This window comes from Roseovarius sp. A-2, assembly GCF_002072155.1.
Lineage (GTDB): Bacteria > Pseudomonadota > Alphaproteobacteria > Rhodobacterales > Rhodobacteraceae > Roseovarius.
Genome location: NZ_BDIY01000008.1, coordinates 124,208 through 139,925, shown reverse-complemented (window position 1 = coordinate 139,925; position 15,718 = coordinate 124,208). Strand labels below are relative to the sequence as shown.

The 15,718-nt window shown below is 61.8% G+C and carries 12 protein-coding genes; 9 read left to right on the top strand and 3 right to left on the bottom strand.

The features are described from left to right. Positions 1-155: 155 nt before the first annotated feature. The 6 genes from BHD06_RS11595 (at position 156) to BHD06_RS11570 (ending at position 8,763) form a co-directional block, all read left to right on the top strand. Positions 156-1,532, top strand: coding sequence for a trypsin-like peptidase domain-containing protein (locus BHD06_RS11595; RefSeq protein WP_080457178.1), 1,377 nt, complete (start codon positions 156-158; stop codon positions 1,530-1,532). Next, positions 1,529-2,839 carry a replication-associated recombination protein A gene (locus BHD06_RS11590; RefSeq protein WP_080457177.1) on the top strand — a complete coding sequence of 437 codons (1,311 nt, stop codon included), beginning with the start codon at positions 1,529-1,531 and terminating at the stop codon, positions 2,837-2,839. Before BHD06_RS11595 ends, BHD06_RS11590 begins: the two co-directional genes overlap by 4 nt. Before the next feature lie 214 nt (positions 2,840-3,053). Beyond that, positions 3,054-4,664, top strand: a complete 1,611-nt coding sequence (locus BHD06_RS11585; protein ID WP_080457176.1) for an ABC transporter substrate-binding protein — start codon at positions 3,054-3,056, stop codon at positions 4,662-4,664. Between the two features lie 203 nt (positions 4,665-4,867). After that, the gene (locus BHD06_RS11580; protein ID WP_080457175.1) at positions 4,868-5,824 is read left to right on the top strand and encodes an ABC transporter permease; all 957 of its coding nucleotides are present in this window, start codon (positions 4,868-4,870) and stop codon (positions 5,822-5,824) included. Positions 5,825-5,836: 12 nt separating this feature from the next. Beyond that, complete coding sequence (locus tag BHD06_RS11575) at positions 5,837-7,075, top strand: ABC transporter permease (protein WP_080457174.1); 1,239 nt, start codon at positions 5,837-5,839, stop codon at positions 7,073-7,075. A 5-nt stretch (positions 7,076-7,080) separates the two neighbouring features. After that, entirely contained in the window at positions 7,081-8,763 is a 1,683-nt protein-coding gene (locus BHD06_RS11570; RefSeq protein WP_080457173.1) for an ABC transporter ATP-binding protein, read from the top strand. A gap of 406 nt (positions 8,764-9,169) precedes the next feature. Here BHD06_RS11570 and BHD06_RS11565 read toward each other — a convergent pair whose 3' ends face one another. From BHD06_RS11565 to uvrB, 3 genes are all read right to left on the bottom strand, one after another. After that, positions 9,170-9,469 (bottom strand): aspartate aminotransferase, encoded by a 300-nt coding sequence (locus BHD06_RS11565; protein WP_080457172.1) that lies wholly within the window; start codon positions 9,467-9,469, stop codon positions 9,170-9,172. 219 nt (positions 9,470-9,688) lie between these two features. Continuing rightward, positions 9,689-10,120 (bottom strand): hypothetical protein, encoded by a 432-nt coding sequence (locus tag BHD06_RS23005; protein WP_139784703.1) that lies wholly within the window; start codon positions 10,118-10,120, stop codon positions 9,689-9,691. Between the two features lie 5 nt (positions 10,121-10,125). Next, positions 10,126-12,324, bottom strand: coding sequence for an excinuclease ABC subunit UvrB (gene uvrB / locus BHD06_RS11560; protein WP_080457171.1), 2,199 nt, complete (start codon positions 12,322-12,324; stop codon positions 10,126-10,128). Between the two features lie 415 nt (positions 12,325-12,739). Between uvrB and acs the strand changes: the two genes are divergently transcribed. From acs to BHD06_RS11545, 3 genes are all read left to right on the top strand, one after another. After that, on the top strand, positions 12,740-14,680 hold the full coding sequence (gene acs, locus BHD06_RS11555) for an acetate--CoA ligase (protein ID WP_080457170.1): 1,941 nt from the start codon (positions 12,740-12,742) through the stop codon (positions 14,678-14,680). A 13-nt stretch (positions 14,681-14,693) separates the two neighbouring features. Continuing rightward, positions 14,694-15,380: an adenylate kinase gene (locus BHD06_RS11550; protein WP_080457169.1), complete on the top strand. Its 687-nt coding sequence runs from the start codon at positions 14,694-14,696 to the stop codon at positions 15,378-15,380. 69 nt (positions 15,381-15,449) lie between these two features. Then, complete coding sequence (locus BHD06_RS11545) at positions 15,450-15,710, top strand: DUF4212 domain-containing protein (RefSeq protein ID WP_050662583.1); 261 nt, start codon at positions 15,450-15,452, stop codon at positions 15,708-15,710. The last annotated feature ends 8 nt before the right edge of the window (positions 15,711-15,718 follow it).

Sequence of the window (15,718 nt, the reverse complement as noted above, 5' to 3'; positions counted from 1 at the left end):
CCAGATTTGGCCGGCCCTGACCCCCGCCCTCACCGGCGGGGGTTTTGCGTCTGTACGATTAAGTATTTGGACCAGGAAGAATCCCGGCGGGCTTGCATTGCTGCGGCGTGCCGCGCATATCTCGGGCGACCCGCCGACATGCAAGGAGGCCGCTCTTGATCCGCATCCTGTCTCTCGTCCTGATCCTTTACGCCGCGCCGCTGGCCGCCGAGATGCGCGTGCCGATGTCGCAGGCCGAGATTCAGACCGGCTTTGTGCCAGTTGTGCGGCAGGCCGCGCCTGCCGTGGTCAACATCTATGCCAGTCGCATCGTCGAAGGCCGCCGCAGCCCGTTCCGGAATGATCCGTTCTTCGGGCGGTTCTTCAACGATTTCGGCGCTTCGCGGCCACGCGTGCAGAACTCGCTCGGCTCGGGCGTGGTGCTGGGTGCGGATGGCATCGTGGTGTCGAATTACCACGTGGTCGGCGAGGCGACGGATATCCGCGTTGTTCTCAATGACGGTCGCGAATATGCTGCGCGGGTTCTGCTGGGCGATGAAGAGGCGGATCTTGCGGTGTTGCAGGTCGAGGACGCCCCCGACCTGCCCGCGCTGCGGCTGCGCGACAGTGACAGCGTGCAAGTTGGCGAATTGGTGCTGGCCATCGGCAATCCGTTCGGCGTGGGCCAGACGGTGAGCAGCGGCATCGTCTCGGGGCTGGCGCGCTCTGGCACGGCGTCGGGCAATGCGCGGGGCTATTTCATTCAGACCGACGCACCGATCAACCCGGGCAATTCGGGCGGTGCGCTGGTCGATGTGAATGGTGATCTGATCGGGATCAACACGGCCATATTGTCGCGCTCGGGCGGCTCGAACGGGATCGGCTTTGCTATACCGTCGGCCCTGGTGGCGCAATTCGTCGAACAGGCGCGCGCCGGGCAGAACGCGTTTGTTCGGCCTTGGGCCGGGCTAGGCGGTCAGCCGGTGACGCCCGACATGGCCGAGGGCTTGGGCCTCTCGCGGCCCGAGGGGATCGTGATATCGCAGGTGCATCCCGCCAGCAGTTTTGCCGGTGCGGTGGTGCCGGGCGACGTGATCGCCGCAGTCGACGGGCAACCGGTGAATAGCCCCGCCGAGATGGTGTTTCGCATGTCGCTTGCCGGAATCGGTGACACTGCGCGGATCACCCGGCAGCGCGATGGGGATGCGGAAGAGATCGACGTGCCGATGATCGCCGCCCCCGAAGTGCCGCCCCGCAACCCAACCCGGACGGGCGACCGCGCCGCGCTGCCGGAGATGGTGCTTTCAACGATCAACCCGGCGGTGATTGACGCTTACGGCTTGCCGTTGATGGCCGATGGGGTGATCGTGGAAGACCCTGGGCCATACGGTGCGAGGGCGGGGCTTCGCCCCGGAGACATCCTGCGCGAGATCAATGGCGTCGCGGTTTCCGACAGCACAACAGCAGTGCAGGCGCTGGAGGAGGCCACACAGACGCTGAGCATCGAGGTGATGCGCAACGGGCGGCGCATGGCGCTGCGGCTGCGGCTGTGAGTGATCTTTTCGACACCGGCGACACGCCTGCGCCCAAGGGGGCGCCGCGCCCGCTGGCGGACCGGCTGCGCCCGCGTGCCCTGTCGGAGGTGATCGGACAGGATCAGGTGTTGGGCCCTGACGCGCCGCTTGGCGTGATGCTGGCCTCGGGCAGTCTGACGTCGTTGATTTTCTGGGGGCCGCCCGGTGTGGGCAAGACCACCATCGCGCGGCTGCTGGCGGATGAGACGGACCTGCATTTCGTGCAGATCAGCGCGATATTCACCGGCGTGCCGGAATTGCGCAAGGTCTTCGAGCAGGCCAAGCACCGGCGCGCGAACGGTCAGGGTACGCTGCTTTTCGTCGACGAGATCCACCGCTTCAACAAGGCGCAGCAGGACGGGTTCCTGCCGCATATGGAGGATGGCACGATCCTGCTGGTGGGGGCGACGACCGAGAACCCGTCGTTTGAGTTGAACGCGGCGCTGCTCAGCCGGTCGCAGGTGCTGGTGCTGACGCGGCTGGATCTGGCGGATCTCGAACGTCTTGCACAGCGGGCCGAGAAGGATCTGGGCCGGGCCCTGCCGCTTGACGGCCCGGCGCGTGAGAGCCTGCTGGAAATGGCCGATGGCGACGGGCGCGCGCTGCTCAATCTGATCGAACAGGCGGCGGCGTGGACGACCGATGGCAAGCTCGGGCGCGACGCGCTGGCCGCGCGGCTGATGAAGCGGGCGGCGAAATACGACAAGTCGGGCGATGAGCATTACAACCTCATCTCGGCGCTGCACAAGTCGGTGCGCGGCTCTGATCCTGATGCCGCGCTCTACTGGCTGGCGCGGATGCTGACCGGGGGCGAAGACCCGCGATACCTTGCCCGGCGCATCACCCGGATGGCGGTGGAGGATATCGGGCTGGCCGACAGCCATGCCCAAACGGTCTGCCTGCATGCCTGGGAGATCTATGAGCGTCTGGGCAGCCCCGAGGGCGAGTTGGCGTTGGCGCAGGCGGTGACATATCTTGCGCTGGCGCCGAAATCGAACGCGGGCTATGCCGCCTACAAGGCCGCGATGCGCGAAGCCAAGAAAACCGGCAGCGAGCCGCCGCCCAAGCATATCCTGAACGCGCCGACCAAGCTCATGCGCGAGGAGGGGTACGGCGCGGGCTATGCCTATGACCACGATGCCGAAGACGGGTTTTCGGGTCAGAACTACTTTCCCGAGACGATGAAACGCCCGGTTCTCTATCAACCGGTAGAGCGCGGATTCGAGCGCGAACTCAAGAAGAGACTCGATTACTTCTCGCGTCTGCGCGAGCGTCGCGGGGGGTGAAGGCGGGCGTCTTCAGGAAAAAACCTCAGGATTGCTGACCTTTAAAACTTGCGGGTTTTTCGGATTAGAGTCTGGAAAGCCGAGGAATTTCGTGTTTTGTTTTCATCATGTCGTATTTAAGCATCCTGACCGAGGGTCAGCAACGGAAGCTTTCGGAGAGGACCAAGACAGGGGCCTCTCCAGTGACAGATCAACAACAAAACAGGGAAGTCTCATGACAAAGAAAACCGACAAGGTCTTAATGGACAGGCTGGCAAATGCCGCGCGCACCGGCGATATCTCGCGCCGGTCGTTCATGCATTTCGCCGCTGCCGCCGGCATGACCGTCTCTGCCGCGACCGGCCTTTGGGGCACATCGGCCGCCGCACAGCCAAGCCGCGGCGGTACGTTCCGCTGGGGCGTGCATGACGGCAACAGTTCCGACACGCATGATCCGGGCACCTATGTGACCCGGCAGATGATCTTTCTGGCACACACGCATCGCAGCTATCTGACGCTGATCGAGCCGGACAATTCGCTCGGCCCGGATCTTGCGACAAGCTGGGAGGCGACGCCGGACGCCAAGGAGTGGACCTTCGAGCTCAATCCCGATGCGTCCTTCCACAGCGGCAAGCCGGTGACGGCGCACGATGTGATCGACAGCCTCAACCACCATCGTGGCGACGCGTCCACCTCGGCGGCCAAGGCGCTCTTGACGGATGTGACCGATATCAAGGCCGATGGCGAGAATGCGATTGTCATCTCTCTGGCGCGCGGCAATGCCGATCTGCCCTGGCTGATGACCGACTATCACTTTGCGATCTGTCCTTCGAATGGCGATGGCTCGATCGACTGGAAATCCGGCGACGGCTCTGGCCCCTACAAGATCGAGTCAGGCGAGTTCGGCATTCAATGGGCGCTGAGCCGGCATGATGGCTGGCACGGCGAGGGGGCCTATTTCGACAAGGTCGAGATGCTCATTCTGAACGATCCCAATGCGCGTCAGACGGCACTTGTGACGGGTGATGTGAACTGCGTTTCGCTGATCGAGCTCAAGACACTCGCGCTGCTGGAGCGCAACCCCGACATCAAGGTCGACAACATCCCCTCGGGTGGCGCGATCACGATGCCGATGCATTGCGACACGGCGCCGTTTGATGACGTCAACGTGCGCAACGCGCTGAAACTGGCGATGAACCGCGACGAGATCATCGAGAAGATCTCGTTCGGGGCGGCGACCAAGGGCAACGATTTCCACCTCTCGCCGGTGCAGCCTTACTGGCCCGACGATATCCCGCAGCGCGAATACGACCCGGACCAGGCGAAATCGCTGCTCAAGAAGGCCGGGCAGGAGGGCCTCACGGTCAATCTTTCGGTCGCGGACAGCGTCTATACCGGTGCCGTGGACATGTGCGTCCTTTATGCCGAGCAGGCAAAGGCGGCGGGCATCAACATCAAGGTCGTGCGCGAGCCGAACGATGGCTACTATTCGGACGTGTGGCTGAAAAAGCCGTACTCGGCCGTGTCCTGGGGTGCGCGCCCGACGCCGGACGTGATGTTCACGCTGGCCTACAAGGACGACGCCGCCTGGAACGAGAGCCGCTGGCAGAACGAGCGCTTCAACGAGTTGCTGCTTCAGGCCAAGGGCGAGCTTGACGACAGCCTGCGCGCCGAGATGTATCGCGAGATGTGCCTGCTGATGCGCGACGATGGCGGCACGCTGATCCCGTTCTTCAACAACTGGGTCTATGCCCGTGGCAAGGGCGTGGAGCGCAATGAGGATGTCGCGGCCAGCTGGAGCTGTGACGGCGCCCGGGCTGCGAGCCGCTGGTGGTTCTCGTCCTGATGCCTTGATTTGGCCCGGTCCCCGAAAGGGGGCCGGGTCTTTCATTGCCGGTGGCGGGTCTGTCCTGCCTCCGGTTTCGCCAATCCGGTCGCACCGGCCAATACAAAAACACAAAGCGCGACCGCAAACACAGAACACTGTGCGCCTGAGCCGAAAACGGCCCGCCGGAACAAGGCGGCAGGCAGAAACAGCAGGAGGGAAAGATGGGGGACATCCTTGGGCTTGTTGCAAAACGGCTCGGTCTCGGACTGATCATCCTATTGGTCATATCCGTCATCATATTTTTCATGGTCGAGCTTTTGCCCGGTGACATCGCCGAGGCGGTGCTGGGGCAGGGCGCGACGCCCGAGAACCTGGCCGCATTGCGCCGCGAGATGGGTCTCGATCAACCGGCCATCGTGCGCTACCTCGATTGGTTGTCGGGTGCGGTGATGCTCGATTTCGGCAATTCCATCGTGACCGGTGCAAGCGTGTCGCAGACGATCGGCGAACGCTTTGCCAACACGCTGTTCCTCGCGACCTATGCGGCGGCCATCGCGGTGCCGATCTCGATCACTCTGGGGATCGTCGTGGCACTGCTGCGCAATTCGATCTTCGACCGGGTCGCCAATGTGGCCACGCTCACCTCGATCTCGAGTCCTGAATTCTTCCTGGGCTATATCCTGATCCTCTATCTGGCGGTCAAGACGAGCATGTTCCCGGCGATTGCCAGCCTGAGTTCGGACATGGATTTCGGTGATCTGCTCTATCGCACCTTCCTGCCGGCGCTGACGCTGGTGCTGGTGGTGACGGCGCATATGATGCGCATGACGCGCGCGGCGATCATCAACCTTCTGGCCTCGCCCTATATCGAGATGGCCCGGCTCAAGGGCGCACCGCCCTGGAAGGTGATCGTCAAGCACGCCCTGCCCAATGCCTGGGCCCCGATCATCAACGTGGTGGCGCTGAACCTGGCCTATCTGATCACCGGCGTGGTGCTGGTCGAGGTGGTGTTCGTCTACCCCGGCATCGGACAGGCGCTCGTGGACGCGGTCAGCAAACGCGACTTCCCGGTGGTTCAGGCCTGCTGCCTGATCTTCGCGGCGACCTTCATCCTGCTGAACCTTGCGGCGGATGTGGGCGCGATCCTGACCAATCCGCGCCTGCGGCATCCGAAATAAGGGGGCAGAGACATGAGTGTTTTCGTCATTATCTACTATACTCTGCTACTCGGCGCGTCCTGCCTTGCGGCGTATTTCAACAAACGATCGGCATTCCTGCTGATTTTCTCGCTGACGCTGGTGTCGTTCATTCTGGGCATCGTCGGCGGGGTGGGTGCGCTGCGCGGCGTGGCGATCGCAGCGGGGCTTCTTGCGCTGGCGGCGATGGTGTCCTACGCCTTCCGCGAGTTCCTGATTGCCATCGCCTCGGTCAACCTGGCCAAGGAGTTGCGCACGGCACCGCTGACGGCGGCGTTCGGGATGTTCGTGATCTTCACCTACGCGATCGCGGGCATCTTCGCGCCGGTGATCGCGCCCTTCGGCGAGGCCGAGATCATTTCCTCGGCCTTTGCGCCTGCGGATGAAAATATGCTTCTCGGGGCAGATCAGCTGGGCCGCGACATGTTCAGCCGGATCATCTATGGCGCGCGCAATACCGTGGCGCTGGCGCTTGCCGGGACGGTGCTGGCCTTCCTTCTAGGTGCGCTCGCGGGTTTGCTGGCGGCGGTCAATGGCGGTTGGTTCGATCAGATCATCGCCCGCACCTCGGACGTGATCATGTCGATTCCGTCGCTGATCTTTGCGCTCTTGATGCTGTCGATCTTCGGTGGCGAACTGGCCAATGACACCACAAGTTTCTGGTTGCTGACCGGGTTCGCGGTGGTCACCGGGCTCTTGGTGGTGACGGCGGTGTTCGAGAACAACATTCTCGGCTGGGCCGTCGGGCTGGCGGCGCTGATCGTGGTGGCGGTGGCCTTTGCCGGGTTCATGCTGATCATCTTCAACCCGTCCGAGATCATCCTCGTGCTGGTAGTGGCGGTGATCTACAGCCCGCGCGTCTTCCGCCTGACACGGGCGGTGGCAGGCAATGTGGTGGTGATGGACTATATCGAGGCCGCCAAGCTGCGCGGCGAGAAGACATGGTACCTGATCCGCCGGGAAATTCTGCCCAACTCCACAGCACCTCTGGTGGCGGAGTTCGGGCTGGAATTCTGCTTTGTGTTCCTGCTGATCGCGGGCCTGTCATTCCTCGGCCTCGGCATTCAGCCGCCGACGGCGGATTGGGGCTCGATGGTGCGCGAAAACGCGACGCTGGTCTCGTTCGGTGAGATCACCCCGCTCATCCCTGCGGCGGCCATCGCGCTTCTGACTGTCGCGGTCAACTTCGTGGTGGACTGGATGCTCTACCGCTCCTCTGGACTGAAGGTGTAATCGTCATGATCAAGAAAAACGACGTATTGCTGAAGATCCGTGACCTGAAGATCCAAGGGTATTCGGATGAAACATGGGTCGACATCATCAAGGGTGTCGACCTGACCCTGCACCGGGGCGAGGTGATGGGATTGATCGGCGAATCGGGTGCGGGCAAATCCACCATCGGGGCGGCCTGTATGGGCTATGCCCGCGACGGCACGCGGATTGTCGACAGCTCGATCGAGTTCGACGGGATGGAGTTGACCACTGCCACCGAGGCGGATCGGCGCATGCTGCGCGGCTCTCGTATTGCTTATGTGGCGCAATCGGCGGCGGCGTCGTTCAACCCGGCGCACAAGATCATCGACCAGCACACCGAAGCGCCGCTGCAATACCGTCTCAAGAAGCGGATGGAGGCGCAGGAGGACGCGATGGAGCTTTATGAAAAGCTCCGCCTGCCCAACCCCGGTGAAATCGGCTTTCGCTATCCGCACCAGGTGTCCGGCGGGCAGTTACAGCGCGCGATGACGGCGATGGCGATGTCCTGCCGCCCGGATCTGATCATCTTTGACGAACCGACGACGGCGCTCGATGTGACCACGCAGATCGAGGTTCTGGCCGCGATCCGCGACATCGTGGACGAGTTCAACACCGCCGCGATCTACATCACTCATGACCTTGCGGTGGTGGCGCAGATGGCCGACACGATCAAGGTTCTGTTGAAGGGCGAGGAGGTCGAGGAGGCGGCGACCAAGGAGATGCTCGACAATCCCAAGGAGGATTACACCAAATCGCTCTGGGCGGTGCGCAGTTTCGAGAGCCCGCAGCGGCGCAGGCCGACCGACGGCACCCCGCCGCTGATTTCGGTCAAGAACGTGGATGCCTCCTACACCGGGGGCGAAAAGGTGCTCGATGATGTGAGTTTCGACATATACGAGGGCATGACCGTCGCCGTGGTGGGGGAATCCGGTTCGGGAAAATCGACCACCGCGCGGGTGATCACCGGCCTGTTGCCGCCCTCAAAGGGCGAGGTGCTGTTCAAAGGCGAGCCTTTCCCGCCCAGCTTTCGAAACCGCAGCAAGGACCAGTTGCGCCAGTGCCAGATGATCTACCAGATGGCCGACACGGCGCTCAACCCCAAGGTGCGCATATCGGAGATCATCGCGCGCCCGGCGGCATTCTATGGTGGTCTCAAGGGAGTCGCGCTCAAGAATCGGGTGGATGAGCTGCTCGACCTGATCGAGCTTGAACCGGCGCAGTATTACTACCGCTATCCGCCGGAGCTGTCGGGCGGGCAAAAACAACGCATCGGCATTGCCCGCGCGCTCGCGGCGGAGCCCACGTTCATCGTGTGCGACGAGGTGACATCGGCGCTCGATCAACTGGTGGCCGAGGGGATTCTGCGGCTTCTCGACCGGCTCCAGAACGAGCTGAACCTCGCCTATATGTTCATCACCCATGACCTTGCGACGGTGCGCTCCATCGCCGACGAGGTGGTGGTGATGCAGCACGGCAAGGTGGTCGATCAGGGGCCGAAGGACGAGATGTTCACGCCGCCGCACCATCCCTATACCGATCTGCTGCTCAGTTCGGTGCCCGAGATGGACCCCGATTGGCTGACCACGCTTCTGGAAGAGCGCGGCGTCGACAATGTGGGCGATGCGGCAGCGGCCAGAATAGATTCGAAAGACGCCAAGGTCACTTGACGTCTGGCTAAGCGACGAACAACGGCGGGGGGCAACCTCCGCCGTTTGTCATGTCGGGATCTGCGTTGTCTGGGGTGCTTAGAGGACCGCCATGGCCGACAGCACGAATGTGCCGATGATCGCGCCATAGACGATCAGCACGGCCTGCCAGGAGGCAGAATGCATACGCAGTTCGCGGTTCAGTTCGTCGCGTGTCATGGGCTTGCCTCCTGCCTCGGGGTTGCGTTCGCGAATGGCGCGCCGCTCACAACTCGCACATAAGCGATAAACATGGCGGCGCAATGGTAAAAGCGGTGGAAATCCATGCGATTTCGACAACCCACGTGGTCGCTTTCGACATATCGAACGAATGCGAAGATCCGGCGTCTGAAAGCGACGTCGTTTTTGGCGGGTGCCTGGGGGTCCGTCACACCGCCGTGTCGCGTCCGAAATCTTGAAAAGATTTCGGTCCGATTTCTTTTGAAGAAATCGGGGGTGGCGTGAGCCAGCGCACCGGCGCGCGGTTGCAGAAGATGACGATCTGGCCGGAGTTTTCAATCGCCTGATAGCCGCGCCGGTGGATTTCACGCAGGAACAGGTCCATCCCCGCGAAGCGCTCAATGTCACGCGCCTTACGCCGGATCACGGTGCCCTGTTGGACCGCGCGAGAGGTGAAGAGGTCATGCAGCCAGACCTCGGGCGTGAGGGGAGAGTTGCGGTTTTGCATGTGTCGAGCATGCGGGAGGGTTGGTTAAGGGGAGGTTAACCTTGAAGTGTTTTGCGGGCGCGGAATCGAGGTGCGCAGCGCCGCCGCGCCAAAGCCGACGCGCCCCCACGCGGCGGCTTTGGCGCTTTGCATTAATCGCCTATTCGCGGTTGGTGCCCTTTAAGACTCGATAACCTGAGAATTTGGGAGTTAGCACCGGACAACAAAAATTTTGCGTGTTTACACAAAAGGATTAGAAAAAAGAAGCATCAGCATTGTTTCATAAGCAAATTTGGCGTCTCTTTCTAAGCTAGGTGTGTAAGCGTCACTGTAACAGGAAAATTCTTTTTGACCGTTTGCCTGTAACGAGTGAACCCAACTGTTTCGTAACTTTCTTAGCTTGTGAATTCGGTTCTTCAGTTCGTCGTCAAGTTCATATTTTTCGATTAAAATGTAAAGTTTAGCGTCATAGTCTGATTGCTCTGTTTTAAGGTAAGCCTCACACGTGCTGGCGCAAAGAATGATAGTTGATATGTCGGCACCTGCAACAAAGCAGGTGTGGGCCTCATATGACATAAGCGTAGCCCATTCAGAAAAGGATGCACCGCCTTGCAGAAGGTGCTCTTCCAAGTCTAAAGCCCATTGGTCGCGCTCAAAAGAATCGGAACGCATCAAAACTACCGCCCCCGCCGCTTCACATTCCCCCCGCGCTGCCCCGGCCTCCCTGCCGTTGACCGCCCGCGCGACCCCACCGCCGCCTCGGAGGCCTTCTCAACCGCCTGCTGCCGCGCCAAGGGATCGTCGGCCACGGCCAAATCCACCGCCTCCAGCCGCTTGACCTCGTCGCGCAGGCGGGCGGCCTCTTCGAATTCCAGGTTCTCGGCGGCCTTGCGCATGTCGGTGCGCAGCCCCTCCAGCACCGCCTGCAAATTCGCCCCGGCCATCGGCTTGTCGACCTTGGCGGTGACGCGGTTCATGTCCACGTCGCCCTTGTAGAGCCCTTGCAGGATGTCATCGACATTCTTGCGGATCGTGGCGGGGGTGATGCCGTGTTCCTCGTTATAGGCGATCTGCTTGGCGCGGCGGCGGTCGGTTTCATCCATCGCGCGCTGCATCGAGCCGGTGATGCGGTCGGCATACATGATGACCCGGCCATCGGCATTGCGCGCGGCGCGGCCGATGGTCTGAATCAGCGAGGTTTCGGAGCGCAGAAAACCTTCCTTGTCGGCGTCCAGAATGGCAACCAGCCCGCATTCGGGGATATCCAGCCCCTCGCGCAAAAGGTTGATCCCGATCAGCACGTCGAAGGCGCCAAGGCGCAGGTCGCGCAGGATCTCGATCCGCTCGATCGTGTCGATGTCGGAATGCATGTAGCGTACGCGGATGCCCTGTTCGTGCAGGTATTCGGTGAGGTCCTCGGCCATGCGCTTGGTCAGCGTGGTGCACAGCGTGCGATAGCCCGCCTGCGCAACGCGGCGCACCTCGTCTAGCAAGTCATCGACCTGTGTGTCGACGGGGCGGATTTCGACCTGTGGATCGAGGAGCCCGGTGGGGCGGATCACCTGTTCGGTAAAGACGCCGCCGGTCTGCTCGATCTCCCATTTGGCGGGGGTGGCCGAGACGAAGATCGATTGCGGGCGCATCGCGTCCCATTCCTCGAACTTGAGGGGGCGATTGTCCATGCAGGAGGGCAGGCGAAAGCCGTGCTCGGCCAGGGTGAACTTGCGCCGGTAGTCGCCCTTGTACATGCCGCCGATCTGCGGGACCGAGACGTGGGATTCGTCGGCGAAGACGATGGCATTGTCGGGGATGAACTCGAAGAGGGTCGGGGGCGGCTCGCCGGGGGCGCGGCCGGTGAGGTAGCGTGAATAGTTCTCGATGCCGTTGCAGACGCCGGTTGCCTCCAGCATCTCCAGATCGAACTGGGTGCGCTGCTCCAGCCGCTGCGCCTCCAAGAGCTTACCGTCGCCGACCAGTTGATCGAGGCGCTGGCGCAACTCCTTCTTTATGCCGATGATGGCTTGCTGCATCGTCGGCTTGGGGGTCACGTAGTGGCTGTTGGCGTAGACCCGGATCTGTTGATACGTGTCAGTCTTTTCGCCGGTCAGCGGGTCGAATTCGGTGATGCTCTCCAACTCCTCGCCAAAGAAGCTGAGCCGCCAGGCGCGGTCCTCGAGGTGGGCGGGGAAGATTTCGAGGCTGTCGCCGCGCACCCGAAAGCTGCCGCGCTGGAATGCCTGATCGTTGCGCTTGTATTGCTGCGCCACCAGATCGGCCATGATCTTGCGCTGATCATAGCTGTCCCCCACCTTCAGATCCTGGGTCATCGCGCCATACGTCTCGACCGAACCGATGCCGTAGATGCAACTGACCGAGGCGACAATGATCACGTCGTCGCGTTCCAGAAGGGCGCGGGTGGCCGAGTGGCGCATCCGGTCGATCTGTTCGTTGATCTGGGATTCCTTCTCGATATAGGTGTCGCTGCGCGCGACATAGGCCTCGGGCTGGTAGTAATCATAATAGCTGACGAAGTATTCGACCGCGTTCTCGGGAAAGAAGCTCTTGAATTCCCCATAGAGCTGAGCCGCCAGCGTCTTGTTCGGCGCAAGGATGATCGCGGGGCGCTGCGTCTCCTCTATGATCTTGGCCATTGTGAAGGTCTTGCCCGTGCCGGTCGCCCCCAACAGCACCTGGTCGCGCTCGCCCTCGCGCACGCCCTCGCTCAGCTCCGCGATGGCGGTGGGCTGGTCGCCCGCGGGCTCGAACGTGGTCGCAAGAATGAAGCGTTTGCCGCCTTCGAGCTTTTCGCGGGTTTTTACATCCGGCGCGGGATGGGCGAGGACCGCTTCGGAGCTGTCGGAATGGGCATAGGGCATCGCGGGTCTCCTTTATGCCAAAGATGGCGTGTCTCGCGGCGGGTGCAAGCCCAATCCTGCAGCCGGTGCCCTGCGGCGCGAATCGTTGGCGGCGGTTGTGACGCCGCGTCACTTCAACGCCTTGCGGCAGAGTGCCGCAGTTGCGTTGGTGCCGGGCTTTTGTTGTCGGGATGCGGCAGCGCACCGTGGCCCACGCGTATAAATTGTGACGCCGGGTGCTAAAAAACCTTAGAGAAAGTCAAATAGTAAAATAATTTACAAAAAACTCAGAGAGGAAGTTAGATCTTTTCACATAATTCGTAATGTTTACGGCAGACGTGTTAATTTTTTACGCATTTCTGGGTATAGTTTCCCATGGAGCACAACACCGCATGACCGGCTGTCATATGGTGTCAGGGATGGAGGATTTAAAGCCATGGATGATGTCATTAAAGCTGCAGGTGCGAACGCGCGTGGATATCACATCGACGCCGAAGCCTATGATCGCATGTACACGCAGTCAATTCAGGATCCGCAAGGTTTCTGGGGCGAGCACGGCAAGCGGCTCGATTGGATCAAGCCCTACACCAAGGTTAAGAACACATCTTTCGCCTATGATGACGTGTCGATCAAGTGGTTCGAGGATGGCACGCTCAACGTTGCGGCCAATTGCATTGACCGGCATCTGGCGACGCGCGGCGACCAGACCGCGATCATCTGGGAACCGGACGAGCCCACCGACGAGGCGCTGCATATCACCTATGCTGAGTTGCACGCGCAGGTCGGCAAGATGGCCAATGTGCTGAAATCGCTCGGTGTAGAAAAGGGCGACCGGGTGGTGATCTACCTGCCGATGATCCCCGAGGCGGCCTATGCAATGCTGGCCTGTGCCCGTATCGGCGCCATCCATTCCATCGTTTTCGCGGGCTTTTCGCCCGACGCATTGGGTGCGCGGATCAACGGCTGTGACGCCAAGGTTGTCATCACCGCCGATCACGCGCCCCGCGGCGGACGCAAGACCAAGCTCAAGGATAACGTCAATCAGGCGCTGCTGCATGACACCGATGACGTCAAGTGCCTCGTGGTGCAGCGCACCGGCGATCAGGTGGCGTGGCGCAATGGCCTTGATTTTTGGTGGCATGAAGAGGCCGAGAAGGTCGGTGCTGACTGCGCACCCGAGGAAATGAAGGCCGAAGACCCGCTCTTCATTCTCTACACCTCCGGCTCCACCGGCATGCCCAAGGGCGTGGTGCATACAACCGGCGGCTATCTGACCTATGCGTCGATGACGCATGAGTACATTTTTGATTATCACGAGGGCGATGTCTACTGGTGCACCGCCGATGTGGGCTGGGTCACGGGGCACAGCTATATCGTCTATGGGCCGCTGGCCAATGGTGCCACGACCGTGATGTTCGAGGGCGTGCCGACTTATCCCGATGCGGGCCGGTTCTGGCAAGTCTGCGAGCGCCACAAGGTCACGCAGTTCTACACCGCCCCCACCGCCATCCGCGCGCTGATGGGCAAGGGCACCGCGCCTGTTGAGGGCAGTGACCTCAGCAGCCTGCGTTTGCTGGGTTCGGTCGGTGAGCCGATCAACCCCGAGGCGTGGAACTGGTATAACGAGAATGTCGGCAAGGGCCGCTGCCCCATCGTTGACACGTGGTGGCAGACTGAAACGGGGGGCATTCTCATCACCCCGCTGCCCGGTGTCGCGGGCACGCCCAAGCCCGGCTCGGCGACCAAGCCGTTCTTTGGCGTGGCCCCCGTCGTGCTCGACGATCAGGGTAATGAGCTGGACGGTGCAACCGAGGGCGTGCTTGCGCTAAAGGACAGCTGGCCCGGTCAGATGCGCACGATCTGGGGCGACCATTCGCGCTTTGTCTCGACCTATTTCGAGTTGTTCAAGGGTTACTATTTCTCCGGCGACGGCTGCCGCCGCGACGAGGACGGCGATTACTGGATCACCGGGCGCGTCGATGACGTGATCAACGTCTCGGGGCACCGGATGGGCACGGCAGAGGTGGAAAGCGCGCTGGTCGCGCATGCAACCGTGAGCGAGGCGGCGGTCGTGGGCTATCCACATGATATCAAGGGGCAGGGCATCTATTGCTATGTCACGCTGATGGACGGGGTCGAGGCCACGGACGATCTGCGCACACAGCTTGCCAACTGGGTGCGTCAGGAAATCGGCCCGATCGCCAAGCCGGATGTCATTCAATGGGCGCCGGGCCTGCCCAAGACGCGCTCGGGCAAGATCATGCGCCGCATCTTGCGCAAGATCGCCGAGAATGACTTCGATAGTCTTGGCGATACCTCGACGCTGGCCGATCCTTCGGTGGTCGATGATCTGATCACCAACCGCGCCGGCGCATGAGGGGGCTGTGACAATGGACGGAACCAAGACAGCGCAAACCCCCGCCAATCTGGTCCTGCTCGGGCCGCCGGGCGCGGGCAAGGGCACGCAGGCGCGCAAGCTGGAGGACGCGTTCGGGCTGGTGCAGCTTTCCACCGGGGACCTGCTGCGCGCCGCCGTAAAGGCGGGCACCGAAGCAGGCAGGCAGGCCAAGGCGGTGATGGAGGCGGGCGATCTGGTGTCTGACGAAATCGTCATCGCGATCCTGCGCGACCGGCTGGCCGAGCCTGATTGTGCCAATGGCGTCATTCTCGACGGATTTCCGCGCACCACGGTGCAGGCCGAGGCGCTGGATGGGCTGATGGCCGATCTGGGTGCGGGCATCCGGGCGGCGATCAGCCTGGAGGTGGACGACGCCGCGATGGTGACGCGGATTTCCGGGCGCTACACCTGCGCGGGCTGTGGCGAGGGCTATCACGACACGTTCAAGACCCCCGCCGTGGAGGGCACCTGCGACAAGTGCGGCGGCACCCAAATGACCCGCCGTGCCGATGACAACGCCGAGACGGTGGAGCAACGCCTACGCGCCTATCACGCGCAGACCGCGCCGCTGATCGACTATTACGACGGCAAGGGCGTGCTCGTCCGGGTCGATGCCATGGCCGCGATCGGCACCGTGGCACAAGAGCTGAACACGATCGTCAGACAGGCGACCGCGTAAGGGAAGGCCCGCGCCGGGATGGTCCCGATGCGGGCAGGAGGAAACCTTTGACAAAAGGGAGGACACGCTTTGTCCGATAAGGAAGCCGCAAAGGCATATTGGAAAACCAATGTGCGCATCATTCTCTGGAGCCTGGTGATCTGGGCTCTGGTTTCGTTCGGGTTCGGCATTCTGTTGCGCCCCATGTTGTCGGGCATCGCAGTGGGCGGCACCGACCTTGGGTTCTGGTTCGCACAGCAAGGCTCGATCCTGGTCTTTCTGGCGCTGATCTTCTTCTACGCCTGGCGGATGAACAAACTCGATGCCGAACACGGCGTCGGTGAAGAATAAGGGAGCCG

What these genes read in the sequence shown, in the direction of transcription:
- BHD06_RS11585 (WP_080457176.1), top strand. Translation starts at nt 3,054, where the DNA reads ATGACAAAGAAAACCGACAAGGTCTTAATGGACAGGCTGGCAAATGCC.
- BHD06_RS11580 (WP_080457175.1), top strand. Translation starts at nt 4,868, where the DNA reads ATGGGGGACATCCTTGGGCTTGTTGCAAAACGGCTCGGTCTCGGACTG.
- BHD06_RS11575 (WP_080457174.1), top strand. Translation starts at nt 5,837, where the DNA reads ATGAGTGTTTTCGTCATTATCTACTATACTCTGCTACTCGGCGCGTCC.
- BHD06_RS11570 (WP_080457173.1), top strand. Translation starts at nt 7,081, where the DNA reads ATGATCAAGAAAAACGACGTATTGCTGAAGATCCGTGACCTGAAGATC.
- BHD06_RS11565 (WP_080457172.1), bottom strand. Translation starts at nt 9,469, where the DNA reads ATGCAAAACCGCAACTCTCCCCTCACGCCCGAGGTCTGGCTGCATGAC.
- BHD06_RS23005 (WP_139784703.1), bottom strand. Translation starts at nt 10,120, where the DNA reads ATGCGTTCCGATTCTTTTGAGCGCGACCAATGGGCTTTAGACTTGGAA.
- uvrB (WP_080457171.1), bottom strand. Translation starts at nt 12,324, where the DNA reads ATGCCCTATGCCCATTCCGACAGCTCCGAAGCGGTCCTCGCCCATCCC.
- acs (WP_080457170.1), top strand. Translation starts at nt 12,740, where the DNA reads ATGGATGATGTCATTAAAGCTGCAGGTGCGAACGCGCGTGGATATCAC.
- BHD06_RS11550 (WP_080457169.1), top strand. Translation starts at nt 14,694, where the DNA reads ATGGACGGAACCAAGACAGCGCAAACCCCCGCCAATCTGGTCCTGCTC.